General features: G+C 72.6%; 18 protein-coding genes. 7 read left to right on the forward strand and 11 right to left on the reverse strand.

Translation table 11 applies throughout. From position 1 onward, the window contains the following. Positions 1–100: 100 nt before the first annotated feature. From KV557_RS21845 to KV557_RS21855, 3 genes are all read right to left on the reverse strand, one after another. Positions 101–2134: a PTS fructose transporter subunit IIABC gene (locus KV557_RS21845; protein WP_218202777.1), complete on the reverse strand. Its 2034-nt coding sequence runs from the start codon at positions 2132–2134 to the stop codon at positions 101–103. A 108-nt stretch (positions 2135–2242) separates the two neighbouring features. Further along, positions 2243–3202 carry a 1-phosphofructokinase gene (pfkB, locus tag KV557_RS21850; protein WP_218202779.1) on the reverse strand — a complete coding sequence of 320 codons (960 nt, stop codon included), beginning with the start codon at positions 3200–3202 and terminating at the stop codon, positions 2243–2245. Then, entirely contained in the window at positions 3199–3960 is a 762-nt protein-coding gene (locus tag KV557_RS21855) for a DeoR/GlpR family DNA-binding transcription regulator (RefSeq protein WP_218202781.1), read from the reverse strand. The genes pfkB and KV557_RS21855 overlap by 4 nt, the downstream gene beginning before the upstream one ends. 346 nt (positions 3961–4306) lie before the next feature. On the opposite strand from KV557_RS21855, the gene KV557_RS21860 reads away from it, so the two are divergent. The 4 genes from KV557_RS21860 to KV557_RS21875 all read left to right on the forward strand — a co-directional run bounded on the left by KV557_RS21860 (position 4307) and on the right by KV557_RS21875 (position 7472). Beyond that, entirely contained in the window at positions 4307–4579 is a 273-nt protein-coding gene (locus tag KV557_RS21860; protein ID WP_218202783.1) for an HPr family phosphocarrier protein, read from the forward strand. A gap of 212 nt (positions 4580–4791) precedes the next feature. After that, positions 4792–5142, forward strand: a complete 351-nt coding sequence (locus KV557_RS21865) for a hypothetical protein (protein ID WP_218202784.1) — start codon at positions 4792–4794, stop codon at positions 5140–5142. A gap of 231 nt (positions 5143–5373) precedes the next feature. After that, entirely contained in the window at positions 5374–5964 is a 591-nt protein-coding gene (locus KV557_RS21870) for a carbonic anhydrase (protein WP_218202786.1), read from the forward strand. A gap of 44 nt (positions 5965–6008) precedes the next feature. Next, entirely contained in the window at positions 6009–7472 is a 1464-nt protein-coding gene (locus KV557_RS21875) for a SulP family inorganic anion transporter (protein ID WP_218202788.1), read from the forward strand. Positions 7473–7535: 63 nt separating this feature from the next. Here KV557_RS21875 and KV557_RS21880 read toward each other — a convergent pair whose 3' ends face one another. Both KV557_RS21880 and KV557_RS21885 read right to left on the reverse strand, forming a co-directional pair. Continuing rightward, positions 7536–8975 (reverse strand): amino acid permease, encoded by a 1440-nt coding sequence (locus KV557_RS21880; protein WP_218202789.1) that lies wholly within the window; start codon positions 8973–8975, stop codon positions 7536–7538. Further along, on the reverse strand, positions 8972–9649 hold the full coding sequence (locus tag KV557_RS21885; RefSeq protein WP_218202933.1) for a FadR/GntR family transcriptional regulator: 678 nt from the start codon (positions 9647–9649) through the stop codon (positions 8972–8974). The genes KV557_RS21880 and KV557_RS21885 overlap by 4 nt, the downstream gene beginning before the upstream one ends. 269 nt (positions 9650–9918) lie before the next feature. Here KV557_RS21885 and KV557_RS21890 point away from each other — a divergent pair, with 269 nt between their 5' ends. Continuing rightward, positions 9919–10827 carry a LysR substrate-binding domain-containing protein gene (locus KV557_RS21890; protein WP_218202790.1) on the forward strand — a complete coding sequence of 303 codons (909 nt, stop codon included), beginning with the start codon at positions 9919–9921 and terminating at the stop codon, positions 10825–10827. Between the two features lie 625 nt (positions 10828–11452). Here KV557_RS21890 and KV557_RS21895 read toward each other — a convergent pair. Beyond that, on the reverse strand, positions 11453–13138 hold the full coding sequence (locus KV557_RS21895) for a rhamnogalacturonan lyase B N-terminal domain-containing protein (protein ID WP_218202792.1): 1686 nt from the start codon (positions 13136–13138) through the stop codon (positions 11453–11455). Positions 13139–13327: 189 nt separating this feature from the next. Between KV557_RS21895 and KV557_RS21900 the strand changes: the two genes are divergently transcribed. Continuing rightward, positions 13328–13801, forward strand: a complete 474-nt coding sequence (locus KV557_RS21900) for a nucleoside deaminase (RefSeq protein ID WP_218202793.1) — start codon at positions 13328–13330, stop codon at positions 13799–13801. A 129-nt stretch (positions 13802–13930) separates the two neighbouring features. Here the strand turns inward: KV557_RS21900 and KV557_RS21905 are convergent, their stop codons facing one another. The 5 genes from KV557_RS21905 to KV557_RS21925 all read right to left on the reverse strand — a co-directional run bounded on the left by KV557_RS21905 (position 13931) and on the right by KV557_RS21925 (position 18468). Next, positions 13931–14674, reverse strand: a complete 744-nt coding sequence (locus tag KV557_RS21905; protein ID WP_218202795.1) for a nucleoside hydrolase — start codon at positions 14672–14674, stop codon at positions 13931–13933. Between the two features lie 60 nt (positions 14675–14734). Further along, positions 14735–16048: an aldehyde dehydrogenase family protein gene (locus tag KV557_RS21910; RefSeq protein ID WP_218202796.1), complete on the reverse strand. Its 1314-nt coding sequence runs from the start codon at positions 16046–16048 to the stop codon at positions 14735–14737. Positions 16049–16114: 66 nt separating this feature from the next. Beyond that, positions 16115–17128: an NADP-dependent oxidoreductase gene (locus KV557_RS21915; RefSeq protein WP_218202798.1), complete on the reverse strand. Its 1014-nt coding sequence runs from the start codon at positions 17126–17128 to the stop codon at positions 16115–16117. A gap of 50 nt (positions 17129–17178) precedes the next feature. Further along, the gene (locus KV557_RS21920; RefSeq protein ID WP_218202800.1) at positions 17179–17769 is read right to left on the reverse strand and encodes a TetR/AcrR family transcriptional regulator; all 591 of its coding nucleotides are present in this window, start codon (positions 17767–17769) and stop codon (positions 17179–17181) included. 3 nt (positions 17770–17772) lie between these two features. After that, complete coding sequence (locus KV557_RS21925) at positions 17773–18468, reverse strand: type 1 glutamine amidotransferase domain-containing protein (RefSeq protein WP_218202802.1); 696 nt, start codon at positions 18466–18468, stop codon at positions 17773–17775. 169 nt (positions 18469–18637) lie between these two features. Here KV557_RS21925 and KV557_RS21930 point away from each other — a divergent pair, with 169 nt between their 5' ends. After that, on the forward strand, positions 18638–19588 hold the full coding sequence (locus tag KV557_RS21930; protein WP_218202804.1) for a LysR family transcriptional regulator: 951 nt from the start codon (positions 18638–18640) through the stop codon (positions 19586–19588). Positions 19589–20087: the final 499 nt, after the last annotated feature.

The raw sequence follows: 20087 nt of genomic DNA on the forward strand, positions 1-20087 counted from the left end.
CCTGAGCGGCGGCCGGGCCCGGGCCCGGCCGCCGCTCCACGCACAGCAGGGCGCCCGCTCGGTGGAGCGGGCGCCCTGCTGTGCGGGTCCGGCTGCCGGATCAGACGCCGGCCAGCCCCTTCTCGGCGACGGGGGATTCCGGAGCCGTCGGGGCGGCGTCCTTGCGCATCCCCTTGAGCAGGACCACCACCACCGTGGTGACCACCGTGCCCGCCACCACCGCGACCAGGTACAGCAGCGGACTGCCGATCAGCGGGAGCACCCAGATCCCGCCGTGCGGGGCCCGCAGGGTGGAGCCGAAGGCCATCACCATTCCGCCGGCCGTCATACTGCCGGTGATGGCCGCCGGGATGACCCGCAACGGGTCCGCCGCCGCGAACGGGATCGCGCCCTCGGTGATGAACGAGGCCCCGAGCACCCAGGCCGCCTTGCCGTTCTCCCGTTCCTCGGCGGTGAACAGACCGCGCCGGACGGCGGTGGCCAGGGCCATGCCCAGCGGCGGGGTCATGCCGGCGGCCATCACGGCGGCCATCACCTTGAGGCTGCCCGCATCCGGGGTGGTGCCCGCCGTGGTGAGCGCACCGGCCGCGAAGGTGTAGGCGACCTTGTTGAGCGGACCGCCCATGTCGAAGGCCATCATCGCGCCGAGCAGAGCGCCGAGCAGGATCGCGTTGGAGCCGGAGAGTCCGTTCAGCCAGTCGGTGAGGCCGTTCATCGCCGAGGCGATGGGCGAGCCGACCACCACGAACATCAGGAAGCCGACCGCCGCCACCGACAGCAGCGGGATGACCACGACCGGCATGATGCCCCTGACCGCGCGCGGCACGTTCCAGCGGATCATCCACAGCACCAGGAAGCCCGCGGCCAGGCCCGACACGATGCCGCCGAGGAAGCCCGCGCCGACCGCCACCGAGACGGCACCGCCGGCGATGCCCGCGGCCAGGGCCGCCCGGTCCGCGACCGCCCAGGCGATGTATCCGGACAGGACCGGCACGAGGAACCCGAAGGAGGTCTTGCCGGTCTGGAACAGCATCGCCGCCCAGCTGTGCGAGGAGGTCCAGTCGAAGTGGCCCAGCACGGACGGCGCGGAGGCGATCTCGTAGCCGCCGATGGCGAAGGCGAGGGCGATCAGCAGACCGCCCGCCGCGACGAAGGGGATCATGTAACTGACGCCCGTCATCAGGTACTTGCGCAGCCGCTGGGCCCAGTGCTCACCCGCCTGCGCGCGCGCCGCGGGAGCCGGTGCGGCAGCGGGGCGCGCGGCCGGGCCGGACTCGGCGGCCAGCTCGGCCGCCTGGGCGATCAGGTCGTCGGCGCGGTTGACGGCGGCCTTCACCCCCACGTCCACGGTCGGTTTGCCGGCGAAGCGGGCACGGTCCCGGACCTCGACGTCGTGGGCGAGGATCACCGCGTCGGCGGCCTCGATCACCTCGGGCGCCAGGACGGTGGTCCCGGCCGAGCCCTGGGTCTCCACCTGGATCAGCGCGCCGCCCCGGGCGGCGGCCAGTTCGAGGGCCTTGGCGGCCATGTACGTGTGGGCGATGCCGGTCGGGCAGGAGGTCACCGCGACCAGCCGCAGCGCGCCGGTGGAAGCCTCCGCCTCCGCCTCCGCGGCCACGGCGGTCTCCGGAACCGGAGCCGGAGCCGAAACCGGGACCGGAGCCGAAACCGGAGCCGGTGCCTCCTCGCCGTTGATCAGGGCCGCGACCTCACCCGGGCTCCCGGCCTCGCGGAGGGCGCCGGTGAAGGCGGGGTCCATCAGCCGGCGGGCCAGCGCGGCGAGGATCTGCAGGTGGGTGTCGTCCGCACCGGCCGGTGCCGCGATCATGAAGATCAGGTCGGCCGGCCGCCCGTCCGGGGCGTCGAAGTCCACGCCCCTGGTGCTACGGCCGAACGCCAGGCTCGGCTGCGTGACGTGGGCCGATCGGCAGTGCGGGATGCCGATGCCGTCCCCCATCCCGGTCGGTGCCTGGGCCTCGCGGGCGGCCACGTCGGTGAGGAAGCCGTCGAGGTCGCTCACCCGCCCCTCGGCGACCAGCCGCTGGGCCAGGGAGCGGAGGGCTTCGCCCTTGTCCGAGGGGGCGAGGTGGAGATCAACGAGTGCGGGTGCGATCAGTCCGCTGGTGTCGCTCATCTGGTCGGTCCTTCAACTGGTGCCTGACGGTCTTCCCTTGCCCCCGGGAATGGTCGCCGTTCCGTCCCACACGGTCGGGCGGATCTGCCTCCGGCGCGGAGGCCGTTCTCAGCCGCGCAGCGGTCGTTCGAGCGGGATGTCCGCCGTCACGACCACGGCGGCCGGGTCCAGATCGGCCGGGGTCGGCATGGCGCTCCCCGGCAGTTGTACGGCGGCGGCGCCGTGCGCCAGGGCCGCCACGAGCGCCCCGGGGCCGGTCCCGCCGGCCCCGAGGAAGCCTGCGAGCGAGGCGTCGCCCGCTCCCACGTCGCTGCGCACGACGGCAACCGGCGCGCTCCCGAACCAGCTGCCCTCCTCGGCGACGAGCAGCATCCCGTCCGCGCCGAGGCTGGCCAGGACCTGCTGGGCGCCGCGCTCGCGCAGCTCCCCGGCCGCGTCCACGGCGTCGCCGACGGTGGCGATCGGACGGCCCACGGCCTCGGCGAGTTCCTCCCGGTTGGGCTTGACCACGTCGGGGCGGGCCGCGAGGGCGGCCACCAGGGCGGGGCCGGAGGTGTCCAGGGCGATCCGGGCGCCGCCCGCGTGCGCCCGGGCGACCGACTCGGCGTACCACTCGGGCTCCAGCCCGCGCGGCAGACTGCCGCAGCAGGCGAGCCATTCGACGCCGGTCCCGGCGCGGTCTCCGAACTTCTGGGCCTCGCGGACGAGTTCCAGCAGCGCGGCCGACTCCGCGGGACTGAGCTCGGGGCCCACCGCATTGACCTTGGTGAGGCTGCCGCCCCGCTCGGCGATCGAGACGTTGATCCGGGTGTCGCCCGAGATCGCGACCGCCTCGACGTCGATGCCCTGGCCGCGCAGCAGGTCGCGCAGCAGCCGGCCGGAGGGCCCGCCCAACGGCAGGACGGCGGTGGTGCGGTGGCCGGCGGCGGTGAGCGCGCGGGAGACGTTGACGCCCTTTCCGCCGGGGTCGAGCCGGTCGTGCTCGGCCCGGTTGACCTCGCCCGGTGTGAGCGTTCCCAGCTCGTAGGTGCGGTCGAGGCTGGGGTTCGGGGTGATGGTGACGATCATGCGCGGATGACTTCCGGTCCGTGGTTCTCGATCTCGGCGGCCTGCTCGTCGGTGAGTCCGACGTCCGTGACCAGGACGTCGACCTGGTCGAGCGAGCCGAAGCGGGCGAAGTGGCGGGCGCCGTACTTGGACGAGTCGGCCACCAGGACCACGCGCCGGGCGCCGGCGAGCATGGCCCTCTTGACGGCCGCCTCGGCGAGGTCGGGCGTCGACAGGCCCCCTTCCGGCGAGAAGCCGTTGGTGGCGACCACCGCGACGTCCGCGTGGACGTCCGCCAGGTCGCGCAGCGCCCAGGCGTCGACGGCCGCCTGGGTGCGGTGGCGCAGCCGCCCCCCGACCAGGTGGAGGGCGAGCCCCGGGTGGTCGGCGAGCCGGGCCGCGATCGGCAGGGCGTTGGTGACGACGGTGAGGGCACAGTCCATCGGCAGGAGTCCTGCCAGGCGGGAGACGGTCGTCCCGGCGTCCAGGATCACGCTGCCCTCGCCGGGCAGCAGGGCCAGGGCCGCCCTGGCGATGCGCTCCTTCTCGGCCGCGGCCGTGGAGTCCCGTTCGGCCAGCCCGGGCTCCAGGTTCAGTGCTCCGGCGGGCAGCGCTCCGCCGTGCACCCGGTGCAGCAGGCCGGCCCGGTCGAGCGCGCTCAGGTCACGGCGGATGGTCTCCTGCGTGACGTCGAAGTCCTCGGCCAGGGTCGGCACGTCCACCCGGCCCTGTTTCTGGGCGAGGCGGAGGATCTCTTGCTGCCGCTCGGGTGCGTACATGTGGGATTGGGTCCGTTTCATGTCCGTTTACGCCTGATGTGGTCCGACCATACGCGCATCGGCCGGAAAAGCAAGAGCCGATTCCCTCCTGGCGCGAGCCCGGGCAAGGCGTCCGAATGTGTTGACATCCCGATGTAATCGGGCGTACAACCAACCGAAACAACACGCCAACGGGCGTAAAACCACAGACTGCCGGACCCCGCGACCGCCCCCGGACTGCGGGGACCCGGCAGCGATCCGGCGGCCCGCGCCCCACTCTGCGCGCGGGCCACCGCGATCCCTCCTCCTGCCGACCCGGCTCCCACCCGGGTCGGCGCTCCCTGCCCCTTCCTCCCGAGGACTCCTCATGCACTCGATCCGGATCACCGTCGGCTCCAGCAGCGGTCTGCACGCCCGCCCGGCATCCCTGCTCGTTCAGGCCGCCGCCCGCCAGCAGGCCAAGGTCACCGTCGGCCGCCCCGACCAGACCCCGGTCGACGCCCGCAGCCTGCTGTCCGTCCTCGCCCTGGCCGCCCGCCACGGCGAGACCCTTGAGCTCACCGCTTCCGGCGACGGGGCGGAGGAGGCCCTCCAGGTGCTCTCCGAGCTGATCGCCTCCGACCTCGACGCGGCGGCCTGATCGGCCCGATCGGCCTGCCCGGACACCGAGTTGGCGTCCGCTTCGCGAACGGTTCACCGGTCGACCGCATTCCGTGACAGGACCGCACGGATCATCACCGCTCGGCCGAAGTCATTCACGGACCGTTCACCGGCACCCGGAACCCTGACCTGCCCGCGCCCGTCAGAATTGACGACAGTTCAACAAATCCCCGGGCAGGGAAGGGAACCGCGATGTCCATGGTCAGGAGGGTGATCGGCGCCGTCGCCGTCGCCCTCGTGGCCGTCCTGGGACTGCTGGTGCTGTCCCAGTCCGCCTCCGCCCTCACCCGGGACGAGCGCTGCTACGCCCGGGTCGCCCCGGAGGCGAAGCTCGTCGAGGAGAGGGTGACCCCCGAGTGCCCGCCCGGCCTCGGCTGGACGCGCGTCCGCAATGTCGAACTCCCCAGCTGCATCCGGGAGTTGCATCGCTCCCTCGCCGACGGCCCCTGCGCCGACGACCCGTCGCCGGCCCGCGCCCCCCGTACGCCGCACGCGGCCCTCAGACCGCCCTGTGCGGCGCTCCTCCAGGTGTTCCGCTGCTGACCGGCACCGACCGCGCCCGTACGCTCACCGGCGGCGGCACCCCGAGGAGGGTGCCCCACCGCCCGTCTCCCCGCAGTCCACGACGGCCCCGGCAGTGATCGCGCCTGCCGGCGCCGCGCTGCGCGCTGCCCTCGTACCGAGAGAGCCGAGAGAGCCGAGAGAGCCGAGCGAGCGGGCACGGTCCCGAAGTCACCGTTCCGACACGACTTCCGAAGGGCCCGAGGCACCGACATGCAAGGATTCATCGACCACGCCCGCACCTTCCGCCGCCGTGCCGCCCAGGACGGCCACGCCCTCCGGCGCCTGGCCGAGGGCCAGAAGCCGCAGGCGCTGTTCATCACCTGCTCCGACTCCCGCATCATCCCCTCCGCCGTCACCGGCGCCCGGCCCGGCGAACTCTTCGAGATGCGGACCGCCGGCAACATCGTCCCACCGCACCGCCCGTCCGCCCCTTCGGCCGAGGCCGCGACCATCGAGTACGCGGTCGAGGTCCTGGGCGTCGCCGACATCGTGGTGTGCGGCCACTCCCACTGCGGCGCGGTCGGCGCCGTCGTCCGCGGCGAGGACCTCACCGGAGTGCCCTCCGTGCGCGACTGGCTCGCCGACGGCACCGCGCTGACGACCGACGGGAAGGCGAGCCACGACCTCGCCACCCCGGTGCAGCGGCACGTGCTGGACCAGCTGGAGAAGCTGCACACCCACCCGAGCGTCGCGCGCCGGGTCCGCGAAGGCCGGCTCGGCCTGCACGGCTGGTTCTACGAGGTGCACACCGGCGCCGTCCTCACCCACCGGCCGGGCAGCGGCGACTTCCTGCCGCTGTGACACCGCGGTCCATCACACCCGGACTCCCACCACTGAGGGCTCCCATGCGATTTCCCACGCTCAAGTACGACCTCACCGCCTCGCTCGTCGTCTTCCTGGTCGCTCTCCCGCTGTGCGTCGGCGTCGCCGTCGCCTCGGGCGTACCCGCCGAACTCGGCCTGATCACCGGCATCGTCGGCGGCCTCGTCACCGGCGCGCTCCCCGGCAGCAGCCTCCAGGTCAGCGGGCCGGCGGCCGGGCTGACCGTCCTCGTCGCCGAGACCGTGCAGAAGTTCGGACTGCCCGCGCTCGGCGTCGTGGTCATCACCACCGGACTGCTCCAACTGCTGCTCGGAGCACTGCGCTGGGGCCGCTGGTTCCGCGCGATCTCCGTCGCCGTGGTCGAGGGCATGCTGGCCGGCATCGGCCTGGTGATCATCGCCGGGCAGCTCTACGCGATGGCCGACCGGCCCGCACCCGCGAGCGGGACCGGCAAGCTCCTGGGGCTCCCCGGCCTGCTGCTCCGGCTCCTCTCCGAACCCGCCGCCCTGTACCCCTTCCTGATCGGCGCCGGCACCGTCGCGGTGATCGTGCTGTGGCAGCGGCTGCCCGCCCGGGTGCGGGTCGTCCCCGGCGCGCTGGTGGCCGTCGCCCTCGGTACGGGCGCCACCTGGCTGCTCCAGCTCCCGGTGAAGAAGGTCGAGGTCAAGGGCCTGCTGGACGCCGTACAGCCGCCCGGCGCCGGCGTGATCGGGCAGTTCACCCCGGCCCTGCTCCTGACGGTCGTGGCCTTCACCCTCGTCGCCTCGGCCGAGAGCCTGTTCAGCGCGGCGGCCGTCGACCGCCTCCACGACGGGCCGCGCACCGACTACGACAAGGAGCTCATGGCCCAGGGCGCGGGCAACGCGCTCTGCGGCGCCCTCGGCGCCCTGCCGATGACCGCCGTCATCGTCCGCAGCGCCGCCAACGTCCAGGCCGGTGCCCGGACCAAGGCGTCCCGCGTGCTGCACGGGGTGTGGCTGCTGCTGTTCGCCGCCCTGCTCCCGGCGGCACTCGGCGTCATTCCCGTCGCGGCACTGGCCGGGGTGCTGGTGCACGCCGGGTTCAAGCTGCTGCCGCTCAAACAGCTCCGGCCGCTGTGGCGCGAGCACCGGGCGGAGGCGCTCGTCCTCGTGGCCACCGCCGTCGCCATCGTCACGGTCAACATGTTCGAGGGCGTGCTGATCGGCCTGGGCCTGTCGGTCGTCAAGGCCGCCTGGGAGACCTCCCGCCTGCACGTGGACACCGAGGAGCGGCCCGGCGGCCTCCTCCGGGTCCGACTGACGGGCAACGCCACCTTCCTCCGGCTGCCCAAGCTCCTCGACGCCCTCGAAGCGACCCCGGCCGACCGCGTCGTGGAGCTGGACCTCTCCGGGCTCCGGCACCTCGACCACGCCTGCCAGTCCGCGCTGACCACCTGGACCGAGCGCCACAACGCCGGGGCACCGGAGGACGTGCGGCTGATCCCGGCCGCCGCCGGCCGGGCCTGACCGGGCAGCGCTGAACGCGCCGCCGCTCCGAACCCCGGAGCGGCGGCGCGCCCTCAGCCGCGGTCAGCCACCATCCTTGGCGGCCACACGCGCGCGACGGCCGCGGATCGCGTACCAGCCGGCGACCAGCGCGGCGGCGATCAGCGGTACGCAGAGCACGGTGGTGCGTCCGGCCCCGCCGTCGGCGTACATCAGGACCAGGACGGCGGCGAGGAAGGCCAGCGTCACGAGTTCGGTCCAGGGCGAGCCCGGCAGGCGGTAGGCGGGCCGGGTCAGCTCTCCGGCCCGGGTCTTCCGCCAGAAGAACAGGTGGCAGATCATGATCATGCCCCAGGTGGCGAGGATGCCGATCGCCGCGAGGTTGAGCACGATCTCGAAAGCGTCCGCGGGCACCACGAAGTTGAGGCCCACGCCGAGGACGCACATGCCGCTGGTGAGCAGGATGCCGCCGTAGGGCACCTGGCTGCGGCTCATCCGGGCGGTGAAGCGCGGGGCGGAGCCGTTGACCGCCATGGAGCGCAGGATGCGGCCGGTGGAGTAGAGGCCGGAGTTGAGCGAGGACATCGCCGCGGTGAGGACCACCAGGTTCATCACGCTGCCGGCGGCCGGCACGCCGATGTGGGAGAGCACGGTCACGAACGGGCTCTGCCCGGCGCTGTACTTGTTCCACGGCAGCAGCATCGACAGCAGGATCACCGAGCCGACGTAGAACAGGCCCACCCGCCACATGATCGAGTTGATCGCCTTCGGCATGATCTTCTCGGGGTTCTCGGTCTCACCCGCCGTCACGCCGACCAGTTCGACGGAGGCGTAGGCGAACACCACCCCCTGGATGATCAGCAGCATCGGCAGCAGGCCGTTGGGGAAGACGCCCCCGTTGTCGGTGATCAGCGCGGGGCCGGGCACGGTGCCGTCCACCGGGTGCCGGGTGACCAGGAGGACGATCGCGATGCCCATGAAGACCACGAGCGCGCTCACCTTGACGATGGCGAACCAGAACTCCAGTTCACCGAAGATCCGCACCGAGATGAGGTTCACGGTGAGGACCACCGCCAGGGCTATGAGAGCGATCACCCACTGCGGGACGTCGGAGAACAGGTGCCAGTAGTGGGTGTACGTGGCCACCGCGGTGATGTCGGCGATCCCGGTGGTCGCCCAGTTGAGGAAGTACATCCAGCCCGCGGTGTACGCCCCCTTCTCGCCCAGGAACTCCCGGGCGTAGGAGACGAAGGCTCCGGAGGACGGCCGGTACAGGACGAGTTCGCCGAGCGCCCGCACCACGAGGAAGGCGAAGACGCCGCAGACGGCGTAGGCGACGAACAGGGAGGGCCCGGCCTGGGCGAGACGGCCGCCAGCGCCCAGGAACAGGCCGGTGCCGATCGCGCCGCCGATGGCGATCATGTTGACGTGCCGGGGTTTCAAGGACTTGCTGTAGCCGGTGTCCCCGGCGTCGACGTGTCGGGTGGAGGGGCGCTTCTCGTCTTTGAGGAACTGCTCGCTCACGCCTCGGGTCTGCCTTCTGTCGGAGTGCCCGCGCGTCGGGGGCGCAGGATGTCGGTGAGGGTCGCCTCCACGCGGCGCAGGTGGTGGGCCATGGCCTCCACCGCGTCCGCCTCGGAGCCGTCGACCAGTGCTTCGAGGATCGCGCGGTGCTCGCAGTCGGACTGCTCGCGGCGATCGCCCAGTTCGTTGAGGAAGGCCGACTGACGCGCCAGCGCGTCGCGGATCTCCTCGATCACCCGGCGGAAGACCGGGTTGCGGGATGCCTCGGCCACCGTCAGATGAAAGACGGTGTCCAGCGCGACCCAGGCGGTGGTGTCGGTCTCCCGCTCCATCCGGTCGAGCAGGTGGGCCAGGCGGTCCAGGTCCTCCGGAGTGCGGCGCAGCGCCGCGTACCCGGCGACCGGGATCTCCACGTGGCGGCGCACCTCCAGGAGGTCGCCGGCGGCGTAGTCGCCGAAGGTCGGGCCCTCGACCGCGGTCGCCACGACGAAGGTGCCCTTGCCGGTCTTCGAGACGGTCAGCCCCATGGCCTCAAGGGCCCTCAGCGCCTCCCGCAGCACGGGCCGGCTGACCTCCAGGGTGCGGCACAGCTCCGCTTCGGAGGGGAGCCTGTCCCCCACCGCGTAGTCGCCGCGCTCGATGGCCCCGCGGAGGTGGCCGAACACCGCTTCCACGGCGCTCACACGCCGAGGTCTCGGACTGGCTGTCCGGCTGTCTGACAGGTTCACAGAGGTGCTCCCGGAGGGTGGTCCTACAGTGGCTTCAAGGGCTCGTGTCCAGAGCAACTCGCCTGGGGCGCAGGGCTTGTGCCCTCAGTGGCGGAACGACCGGCCGCTCCGCGGAGGCGGAGGCTTGCGCATCGGGGCCGCAAGCAAGAATCCTGCTGCCGTTCACCAACAAGTTCAAGAAACAACATCTTCGCGACAGATAAGTGAGCGTTAACATGCAGAAGCTGGACCCCCGCCTGCTCGCCGCCCTGGAAGCCGTCGTCCGCCACGGCTCCTTCAACTCGGCGGCACGCGAACTGGGCTACACCGCGCCCGCCGTCTCGCAGCAGATCGCCGAACTCGAACGCCGTACGGGGCTCAGGGTGCTCGAACGCCGGCCCGTACGGCCCACCCCGGCCGGCGAGGTCCTCCTCGGCGCCGAGCAGGGCGTCAGGAGCGTCCTGGCCGCCGCGTCCGCGGAACTCGACGCCATACGCGCCGGCACGGCCGGACAGATCCGGCTGGGCGCCTTCGCCTCCGCCGCCACCGGCATCGTCCCCAAGGCGCTGGCGCAGCTGCACAGGGCATACCCCGACGTCCAGGTCAGCCTCTCGCAACTGGAGCCCGAAGCGGGCTACAGCCGCCTCAAGCGGGGGGACATGGACCTGGCCCTCACCTACGACTACGACTTCATCCCCATGCCGCCGCCCCGCACGCTGCGCCGGACGCTGGTCGCACGGGATCCGGTCGTGGCGGTGGTCCCGGCCGGCCACCACCTCGCCGACCGGGACGTCATCGACCTGGCCGATCTCGCCGCCGAGACCTGGATCGCGGCCCCGGAGGCGGCGTTGCGCCTGGAACTGCTCGCCCAGATCGCCCAGACACCGGGATTCCGGGCACGCCTCCAGTACGACGGGGACGACTTCAACACCGTGCTCGGCTTCGTCGCCGCGGGCCTGTGCGTCGCCGTCATGCCCAAGCTGGCACTCCCCCCTGGCGCCACCGAGGTCGTGGCGCGCCCGCTGGCCGACCCGCAGCTGACGCGGTTCATCTACGCCGTCCGCATCGACACCCGGCACACCCCCCGGGCCCTGCTGGCACTGGAGCAGATGCTCACGGCGCAGGCCCTGGCCGCCGTCTCCTGAGACGCGGCCCCGGGGACCGGACCGGCCCCTCCGCTCAAGGGCCGACCGGCAGGACGGAGGTGGGCTGGGTGATCGCCGGCAACTCCCCGGCCTGGGTCAACGCCCCGGACGACGGGTCGATATGAAAGACCGTCAGCGAGGCCGAAGCCCTGGTTCGCGCGGAACAGGAGCCGCCCCGTTGCGTGCTCACGGAGCCGGCCGCTGCCCCCGCTGAACGCGTACAGTGCTCAGCCCTGCTCCGGGGGTACTGCCCGCAGCCGCGCTACCGACGACCAGCGTCCCTCCCCCGGAGGCCGCGGGCAGGGGTCGGTTCGGCGCGAAGCTCATCAGTGTCTGCTTTCCGCCCACCGCTCGGCGGGCTGTCCGTCGGCGCGATGCGTCACGGTCGGCGCCCCGGCTCCCACCGTGCCCGTCCTGTCATGACCGGAGGCAGCCTGGCTCAACCGGATCAACCGCGCGCCCCCCAAAGGCCGTTGGTGGCGGAGGCGTGCTTCCGCCGTCGCCCGGATTCGTGTGGCCGCTCGGATCCGCCACGCGGACATGTCACTGTCAAGGACTCCCGTAGGTGCGCGGAGGCATCGGGCGGAGCCTCCCGTGGCCGGGGCGGCTCCGCCCGATGCCGGGCTCAGGCGAGCAGTTCGACGCAGTCGTAGGCGAAGCCGGGGCTCAGGAAGCGCGAGCCGCTGCTGCCGGAGGCGACGGTGATGGTGAGCGTGTTGGTGCCGGACTGGAAGGCGGAGGCGGGGACGGTGAAGGCGTAGGTGTGGTTGTTGCCCCGGTAGGAGCCGACCGTGAGCGAGCGGGTGCTCGGTTCGGGGTGGGGCGCGGGGACGGGTGAGGTCCAGTCGTTGAGCCGGATCCGGGGGCGGCCGTTGAGGAAGGCGGTGGTGATGCCGATGTTGAGGGTGTGCGGCTGGGCGGCCTGCTCGTCCGTCAGGTCGAAGGTGACGGTCCGGCCGTCGTTGACGTCCCGCCACTGGTAGGCGGGGAAGTCGGCGTCCGTGGAGCCGCCCACGGTGAAGTCGCCGGTCCAGGGCTCGGCACGCACGTCCGAGGGGTGTGCGTGGGTGACCAGCTCGGCGTTGCGGAAGCCGGCCGGGGTGCCGTTCCACCTGCCGATGCGCCAGATCACCGGAGCCCGGCCCGGGTCGTCGGCGGGGTTGAGGACGATGGTGTGCAGGGCGGTGGTGCTGCCGGGCTGGACGGTCACGGTGCCGGTGCGGACGGCGAGTTCGCCCTGGTAGACCGTCCAGGTGTAGGTGCCGGGCAGCATCCGGCGGGCGGCGTACGCGCCGGTGCGCGGGTCGGCGGTCGCCCAGTACTGCGCGGCGGCGTTGGCGAACCCGACGGTGTACGCGAGGGCCGGGTCGCGGCCCGAGATGCCCACCCCGGCCACGGCTCCGCGACCGTCGTCGCCGACCCAGCCGTCCAGTCCGAGTTCGTCCACCCAGGAGGTGTCGATGCGGTCGTGCCACAGCTCGGCCGGGGGTGCGCCGCCGTCGGTGAAGGCGAGCACGAACGGCCCCTGGAGGCCGAAGCGCATCGGCTCGGTCTGGTTCTCGCCGTAGTAGAGGATCTCGTACAGGCCGGCGCCGTCCTCGTAGGAGTGGCGCATCAGCGAGCGGTAGAACGGCCCGCCGGACGCCTTCTCGTGGTTGCTGCGCACCATCCACAGGCCGACGCCGGGCTTGCTCCAGCCCACGTACCGGTAGTCGATGACCCGTTGGTTGGAGTAGTGCTTGGACCGGGTGGTGCCGTCGGGCCTGCGGCGCACGTCCTGGGCCTCGATGAGGACGTCCTGGGTGGCGTCCCAGGAGTCGGGGTTGTCATTGGGGAACAGGCCGGGGCGGACGCGCACGATGTAGCGGGTGACGGTGATCGAGTCGTCCGCCTTGTCGGTCCACAGGTAGACGTTGTTCTCGCCCTCGCGTGCGGCGTAGTAGTGGCGCAGTGTGCCGTGGGCGACGCTGACCAGGACCGTCCGGCCGTGCCGGGCGATGCTCACCGTGGACGGGCCCAGGCCGGATTCGACCTGGGAGTTCTTCCCGCCGTAGCCCTGGTACTCGGTGCCCTGGCAGACCAGGGAGGTCAGGTCGCCGGTGCTCCTGCTGACCCGGAAGACCAGGTCGGCGCCGGTGTTCACGGTGTACTCGCGGCCGTCGTCGGTGTAGCCGAACCCGCCGCTCGCGGTGGTGGCGGCCTGTGCGCCGTTCAGGAGGGCGTCGGCGCCGACTGCCGCCCCGCCCAGGGCGATGCTCGCCGCTCCGGCCCGGACCAGGAACCGGCGGCGACTCGGACGATGCTTGCTCATGGTGCGATGCTTCCCCTTCGACCAAACCGGCGGATGGTCCCGCCCCAGGGCAGGGCCACCGGAGCGCGCGCCGCGCTCCGCCCCTTGGTTGCCGCCCGGCCGCGAAAGGTTGCCCGCGACGGAGAAGTTCTCTTCGACCGGCGTCTGTTATTCGTATAACCTCCGTCTTTCACCATCGAGGAGCACGTCATGACCGATCAGATCCGCACCCATCTGCTCACGGCCATCGAGCTTGCGGCGAGCGCGCGCGAGCACGGCAACCATCCCTTCGGAGCCCTGCTCACCGACCACACCGGGAAGGTCCTGCTCACGGCCGAGAACACCGTGCTGACCGACCACGACGTCACCGGCCACGCGGAGACCAACCTGGTGCGGCTGGCCTCGCGCACGCTCACCCCGGCGCAACTCGCCGACGCCACGCTCTACACGAGTACGGAGCCGTGCGCGATGTGTTCCGGCGCGATCTACTGGAGCGGCATCCCGCGCGTGGTGTACGCGCTCGCGGCGAGTGAGCTGAACGTCCTCGCGGGCGTGGATCCCGAGGAGCCGCTGCTCGACCTGCCGTGCCGCCAGGTCTTCGCCGCCGGCGGGAACACCGTGGACGTGTCGGGGCCGTACCTCTACGCCGAGGCCGCCGCCGTGCACGCCGGCTACTGGGGGTAGACAAGGCGACCGGGGGTCCGAGGCAGCCGGCTCGCCGGGACTGCGGCGAGCACCCGGCGGTGGCCCGAGGAGGCCAGGGGAACTCTGAACCCGGGAACTGCGCGGGCGTGAACTCGGGGCGAGGGGCCGTCATTCGGTCGTGGTGAGGACGTCCAGGAAGCGGGCGTGGTCGACCGAGACCGAGACCGAGATCCGCGTCCGGGTGCCGGACGCCGGGCGCGCGCCCCAGGCGCCGCGCTCGCGGTAGACCTCGACCTCGCGCAGCGCGCAGACGGATTCGTCGAGCGCCACGGCCGCCGCGAGCGGGGCGTGGAACGCCTTGCCCGCACGGCGCCTGGCCAGGTAGACCCCCGTGCCGTCCCGCACGAGCGCCATCCCGGGCGAGCCGCCGCGCCGACAGGGCGGCGGCGGCATCGCGCCGTCGTAGACGACGCCGTGGCAGACGTTCTTCGAGACGAGCACCCGCTCACCGACGTGGGGCGATTCCAGGAGCTTCGACGCGGCGTCCGGAGCGCCGTTGAAGTTGAACGTCGGGCAGGTCTCGCGTCCCTCGAACGTGGGGAGACGGTGTTCGGGCGGGACGACGGAGTCCCCGGCGAAGCCGCCCTGCGCGACCCAGCGGGCGATGCGCACGTCCGGTTCCCGCTCCAGGAGCATGCCGGGATTCTTCAGCGGCGCCCCCGTGAGCAGCGTCACGTCCCCGCCCGCGAGGGCGTCCCGCAGCAACTGCCACGCCTCGGCGTCGGGTTCGCGAGCCGGAACCTTCCCGAGCCAGCGGCGGTGGAAGCCCGACACCGGCTTCACGTCGGTGCCGGGCTCGTACGCGCCGACCGGCACGCCCACCCCGAGGCGCCCGACGATCGGGATGGCCATGCCCGCGACCGTACCGATCCGACGGAGCGTCACCAACCGTATTTCGGCTGGCTGATGAGGTCAGCTCAGCGGTACGTCGAGGCGGGCGCGGCGGTGGCTGAAGGTGGCGATGGAGTGGGGGCCGTGGTAGCTGCCGAGGCCGGACTCGCCGACGCCGCCGAAGGGCAGGTCGGGTACGCGCAGGTGTGCCATGGGCAGGCCGAATCCGATGCCGCCGGACGACGTCTCGGCGACGAGGCGGGCACGCGTGGTGGCGTTCCCGGTGAAGCCGTACAGGGCCAGCGGCTTGTCGCGGTCGTTGATGAAGGCGATGGCCTCGTCCAGGTCCGCGACCTCGACGATCGGCAGGACGGGACCGAAGATCTCCTCCTGCATGACCGGGTCCTCGGCCTTGACGCCGGTCAGGACGGTGGGCGCGATGTAGACGTCGTCGCGGTCGGTGGTGCCGCCGAACGCGAGGGTGCCGGAGTCGAGCAGGGCGGCGACCCGGTCGAAGTGGCGCTGGTTGACGAGGCGTCCGTACGCGGCCGAGGTCTGCGGGTCGCTGCCGAACATGCGCTCCGTGGCCTCGGCGAGTGCGGCTGCCAGGCGCTGGGCGGTCGCCGGGTCGGTCAGGACGTAGTCGGGGGCGACGCACGTCTGGCCGGCGTTGCGGAACTTGGACTCGGCCAGGCGGGTCGCGACCGTGTCGATGTCGGCGTCGCGGTCGACGAACACGGGGGACTTCCCGCCCAGTTCGAGCGTGACGGGCGTGAGGTGCTCGGCGGCCGCGCGCATGACGATGCGGCCGACGGTGCCGTTGCCCGTGTAGAAGATGTGGTCGAAGCGCTGGGCGAGCAGCTCGGTGGTCTCGGGCACCCCGCCCTCGACGACGGCGACCGCGTCCCGGTCGAGGTACTCGGGCACCAGGCGGGCCATCAACGCCGAGGTGGCGGGGGCGAGTTCGCTCGGCTTGAGGAGGACGGTGTTGCCGGAGGCGAGCGCCCCGGCGACGGGGACGAGCGAGAGCTGGACCGGGTAGTTCCAGGGGGCGATGACGAGGACGGTGCCCAGGGGCTCGTAGTGGGTGCCGGCGGTCGTGCCCTCCGGCAGCCCGGCCAGGGCGTGGGCGCCGAGCGGCTCGGGGGCGAGCCACTCCTCCAGGTGGGCGAGGGTGTGGTCGATCTCGCGGACCGGGAGGTCGACCTCGGCGCCGTACGCCTCGGGGCGCGGCTTGCGCAGATCGGCGTGGAGGGCGTCGGCGATGGCCTCGCGGTTGTCGGTGAACAGGGCGCGCAATGCGGTCAGTTGGGCGCGGCGCCAGGCGAGCGGCTTGGTCCTGCCGGAGCGGAACGTGGCCCGCAGTGACGCGACGAGAGCTTCGGTGTCAGACATGGTGGTACTCCTGGTACGGGGTCGAGCGGGGCGCCTCTGCCGCCTCGCCGTGGGTGGTCGGCGACGTCATGCCCGCGGGAGGCGGACGAGCATCTTGCCGGTGTTGGCGCCGCGCATCATGGCCTGGAACGCCTCGAAGGCGTTCTCGATGCCGTCGACGACGGTCTCGTCGGTGACGAGCGAGCCGTCCTTGAGCCAGCCGCCCACCTGCCGGGCGAAGTCCGGCACGAGGTGGAAGTGGTCGCTGACGTTCATGCCGCGCAGGTTGATGCGCTTGCCGATGGCGAGCGGCAGGTGCGGCGGGCCCGCGGGCAGCTCGGTGGCGTTGTACATCGAGATGGCGCCGACCAGGGCGATGCGGCCGCGCAGGTTCATGGTCCGGATCGCGGCGTCGAGGTGGTCACCTCCGACGTTGTCGAGGTAGACGTCGATGCCGCCCGGGGCGGCGGCGGCGAGCTGCCCGGCGATGTCGCCCGCGCGGTAGTCCAGGCCGATGTCGTAGCCGAAGTCCGCGGTCAGCCGCTCGGCCTTGACCGGGCCGCCGGCCGAGCCGATGACGCGCGAGGCGCCGAGCTTGCGGGCGAGCTGCCCGGCGACGGAACCGACCGCGCCCGCGGCGCCCGAGATGAAGACGACGTCGCCCTCCTGGACGGGGGCGACCTCCTTGAGGCTCGCCCAGGCGGTCAGGCCGGTGGTGCCGAGGACGCCCAAGTACGCCTGAGCGGGAGCGAGTTCGGGGTCGACGAGCTGGACGTCGGCGGCGCCCAGCAGGGCGTGCTCGCGCCAGCCGAGGAAGTGGGTGACGGTCGCGCCGACCGGGACCTCGGGGGCCTGCGAGGCGACGACGGTGCCGACGGCCGAGCCGGTCATGGCCTCGCCCAGCCCGAACGGCGGGATGTAGGACTCGCCTTCGTTCATCCGCCCGCGCATGTAGGGGTCGACGGAGAGGTAGTCGTTGCGGACGACGACCTGGCCGGGGCCCGGGTCGGGCACGGTGGCCGTCCTGAGCACGACGTCCGAGTCCTTGGGCTCGCCGACGGGGCGGGCGGTGAGGTGCCATTCACGGCTGGAGAAAGACATGACGATCCTAGGGAGTAGTGCGGTGCGAGGGAGGGTGGGGAGCGGGGAGGTCAACTGCCCGCGGTCACGGTGGAGACGGGCACGGTGGAGACGGGCGCGCCCAGGTATCCGGCCACGAGGGCATCGGATCCCAGGGGCAGCAGGCGGTGCGCGTCCGCGACGTTCTCCAGGCCGACCACCAGCGCGATGCAGACGTCCGCGGCCTCGACGGGCTCGACCCCCTCGACGGTGCCCGCCTCGTCGAAGAGTGCGGTGAGCAGGCGGCGCAGGTCGTCGGTGAAGGCGGAGCATATCCCGCCGAAGAGGCGGGCCTTGTCGTCGAGGAGTTCGGCCGTGTGCGGGGAGTCCTCGGACAGGGCGAGGACGAGTTCGAGCTTGGCGGCGAGGACGCCCCGGACGCGGGCGGCGTACGGAACCCCGGTGTCGGCCGCCGCCCGGCGGGCCCGCGCGAGCGCCTGCTCGTGCAGGCGCCCGGCGAGCCGCCGGAAGGCGTCGTCCTTGCTGCGGACGTACTGGTAGACCGCGGACCGGGACACGCCCATGGTGGTGGCGATGTCGTCCATCGTGGTGCGGCGCACTCCGTACCTGGTCAGGCAGTCGTACGTGGCGTCGAGGACCTCGTCGAGCCGGTCGGTGCCCATCGGTCAGGCCAGCTTCGTGAGCAGCTCGACGGCGAGCGGCGCGGAGGAGGCCGGGTTCTGGCCGGTGACCAGGTTGCGGTCGACGACCACGTTCGGCACCCACGGCTCGCCGACCCGGACGTTCACGCCGGCCTCGGTGAGACGGTCCTGGAGCAGCCACTTCGCCTTGTCGGCGAAGCCGGCCTGGGTCTCCTCGGCGTTCGTGAAGGCGGCGACCTCGTAGCCGGCGAAGGCGTTGGTGCCGTCGGCCCTGGTGGCGGCCAGCATCGCGGCCGGGGCGTGGCAGACCACGCCGAGCGGCTTGCCGGACTCCAGGGCGAGGGTGAGGAGGCGGCCGGAGTCGGCGTCGACGGCGAGGTCCTCCATGGGGCCGTGGCCGCCGGGGTAGAAGACGGCCGCGTAGTCGTCCAGGTCCACGTCCTCGATCTTGAGGGGGGACCGCAGCTCGCCGAAGCCGGCCAGGGCCTCGGCGATGCGGTCGGCGTTCTCCTGGCCACCGTTGACCTCGGGGGCGAGGCTGCCCCGGTCGACGGCGGGAACGACGCCGCCGGGCGTGGCGACCACGATCTCGTGACCGGCCGCCTTGAACGCCTGGTACGGAGCGACGGCCTCCTCGGCCCAGAAGCCGGTGGGGTGCTTGGTTCCGTCAGCCAGCGTCCAGTGGTCGGCGCCGGTGACGACGAAGAGGATCTTCGACATGAGGGGTGCTCCGAGCGTGCGGATCCGCAGGGGGATCGGGGATCGGGGGTCGATGCGTCGCCGCCGCTGACGTTTCCGAAGCACTGACACTTCGCACTCAGTTCGTCAGTGCGGCGACGTCCTCGACGGTAGGACGCCTACCCCATCGGAATCCAATAGGCTCGTACATGTGAGAGATAAGAATCCCGATGGACGGCCGGGAACGCCGTCACCGCAGGCGAGCGGCCTCCTCGATCTGAACCTGCTGCGCACGTTCCTCGCGGTGTACCGGGCCGGCGCCTTCACCGCGGGCGCCCGCGTGCTGGGCCTGTCGCAACCGACGGTGACGACGCAGATCCGCTCCCTGGAGACCCAGCTGGGCCGGGAGCTGTTCGAACGGCTGTCGCGCGGCGTCGCCCCGACCCCGTTCGCCGACGAGCTGGCCGCGCGGGTCATGGAGCCGATGGACGCCCTCGGCCCGGTCGGCGGCGGCGCCCTCCTCGGCGAGGGTGACGCGGAGCCCGTGCACCTGGCGGGGCCCGCCGAGTACATCACGCACTGCGTCATGCCGACGCTCGCCCCGCTCGTCGACAAGGGGGTGCGCCTGCGCATCGCCTTCGGCCTCCCCGACGACCTGCTCGACGGACTGCGCGCGGGCCGGCACGACCTGGTCATGGCCACCGTGCGCCCACGCGGCCGCGCGCTCGCCTCCGTCCCGCTGGCCGACGAGGAGTTCGTCCTGGTCGCCGCGCCCTCCTGGGCCGAACGGATCGGATCGCGCCTCGCCGCCGAGGGGCCCGCCGTCCTGCACGGGGTGCCGCTCGTCTCGTACGCCGAGGACCTGCCGATCGTCCGGCGCTACTGGCGCCACGTGTTCGGCAGGCCCTTGACCTGCCGGCCGACCGTCACCATCCCCGACCTCCGAGCAGTCAAGGAGGCCGTGGTCGGCGGCGCCGGATTCAGCGTGCTCCCGCGCTACCTGTGCGCCGACGACCTGGCCTCGGGCGCCCTGATCCTCCTCAACGATCCGGACGACCCGCCGATCAACACGGGCTTCCTGGTCCAGCGCCCGGGGTCGTCCACGAACCCCCATGTCACGCTGGTCCGCGACCACCTGCTGCGCTCCGCCCACGACGCCTGAGGGCCCGGGTGACGACGGCACCGACCCTGCGGGTCGCACCGGCTGTCGCGAAGCCTTGACAGTGCGTCACGGGCTGGGAACCCTGGTGCCGTACTCCAGGGACGTGAGGGGCACGGCATGCCATGGTCTGACGAGAGCGGGCGCCATCAGGGCTTCCCGGTGGCGGTGTTGGCGGACGGCAGTGAGCCGACGCCCTTGCCGGACGGCCGTACGACGTGGTGGCTCTACAACGGCGCGGACGGCCCCCGGGCCGCTGCGGTGCGCGGCGGGTGCAGCTGCGGCTGGCGGGGTGAGCGGGTGCACCCGTTGGACTTCGGCGACGACCAGGCGACCGAGGCGGTGGGCGAGGCCACCGGGCCGTTCGCGGACTGGGAGTGGCACGTCGACGTGGCCGAGGGTGTGGTGCCGCGCGAGGTCGAGGAGCTGGTCACGGCACTGGTGGACCGGATCTGCGACCTGACGGAGAGCAAGCCGTACGCCGCCGCCCGTGCCGCCGCCC

Origin of the sequence: Kitasatospora aureofaciens (assembly GCF_019192735.1) — a bacterium.
Taxonomy (GTDB): domain Bacteria; phylum Actinomycetota; class Actinomycetes; order Streptomycetales; family Streptomycetaceae; genus Kitasatospora; species Kitasatospora aureofaciens_A.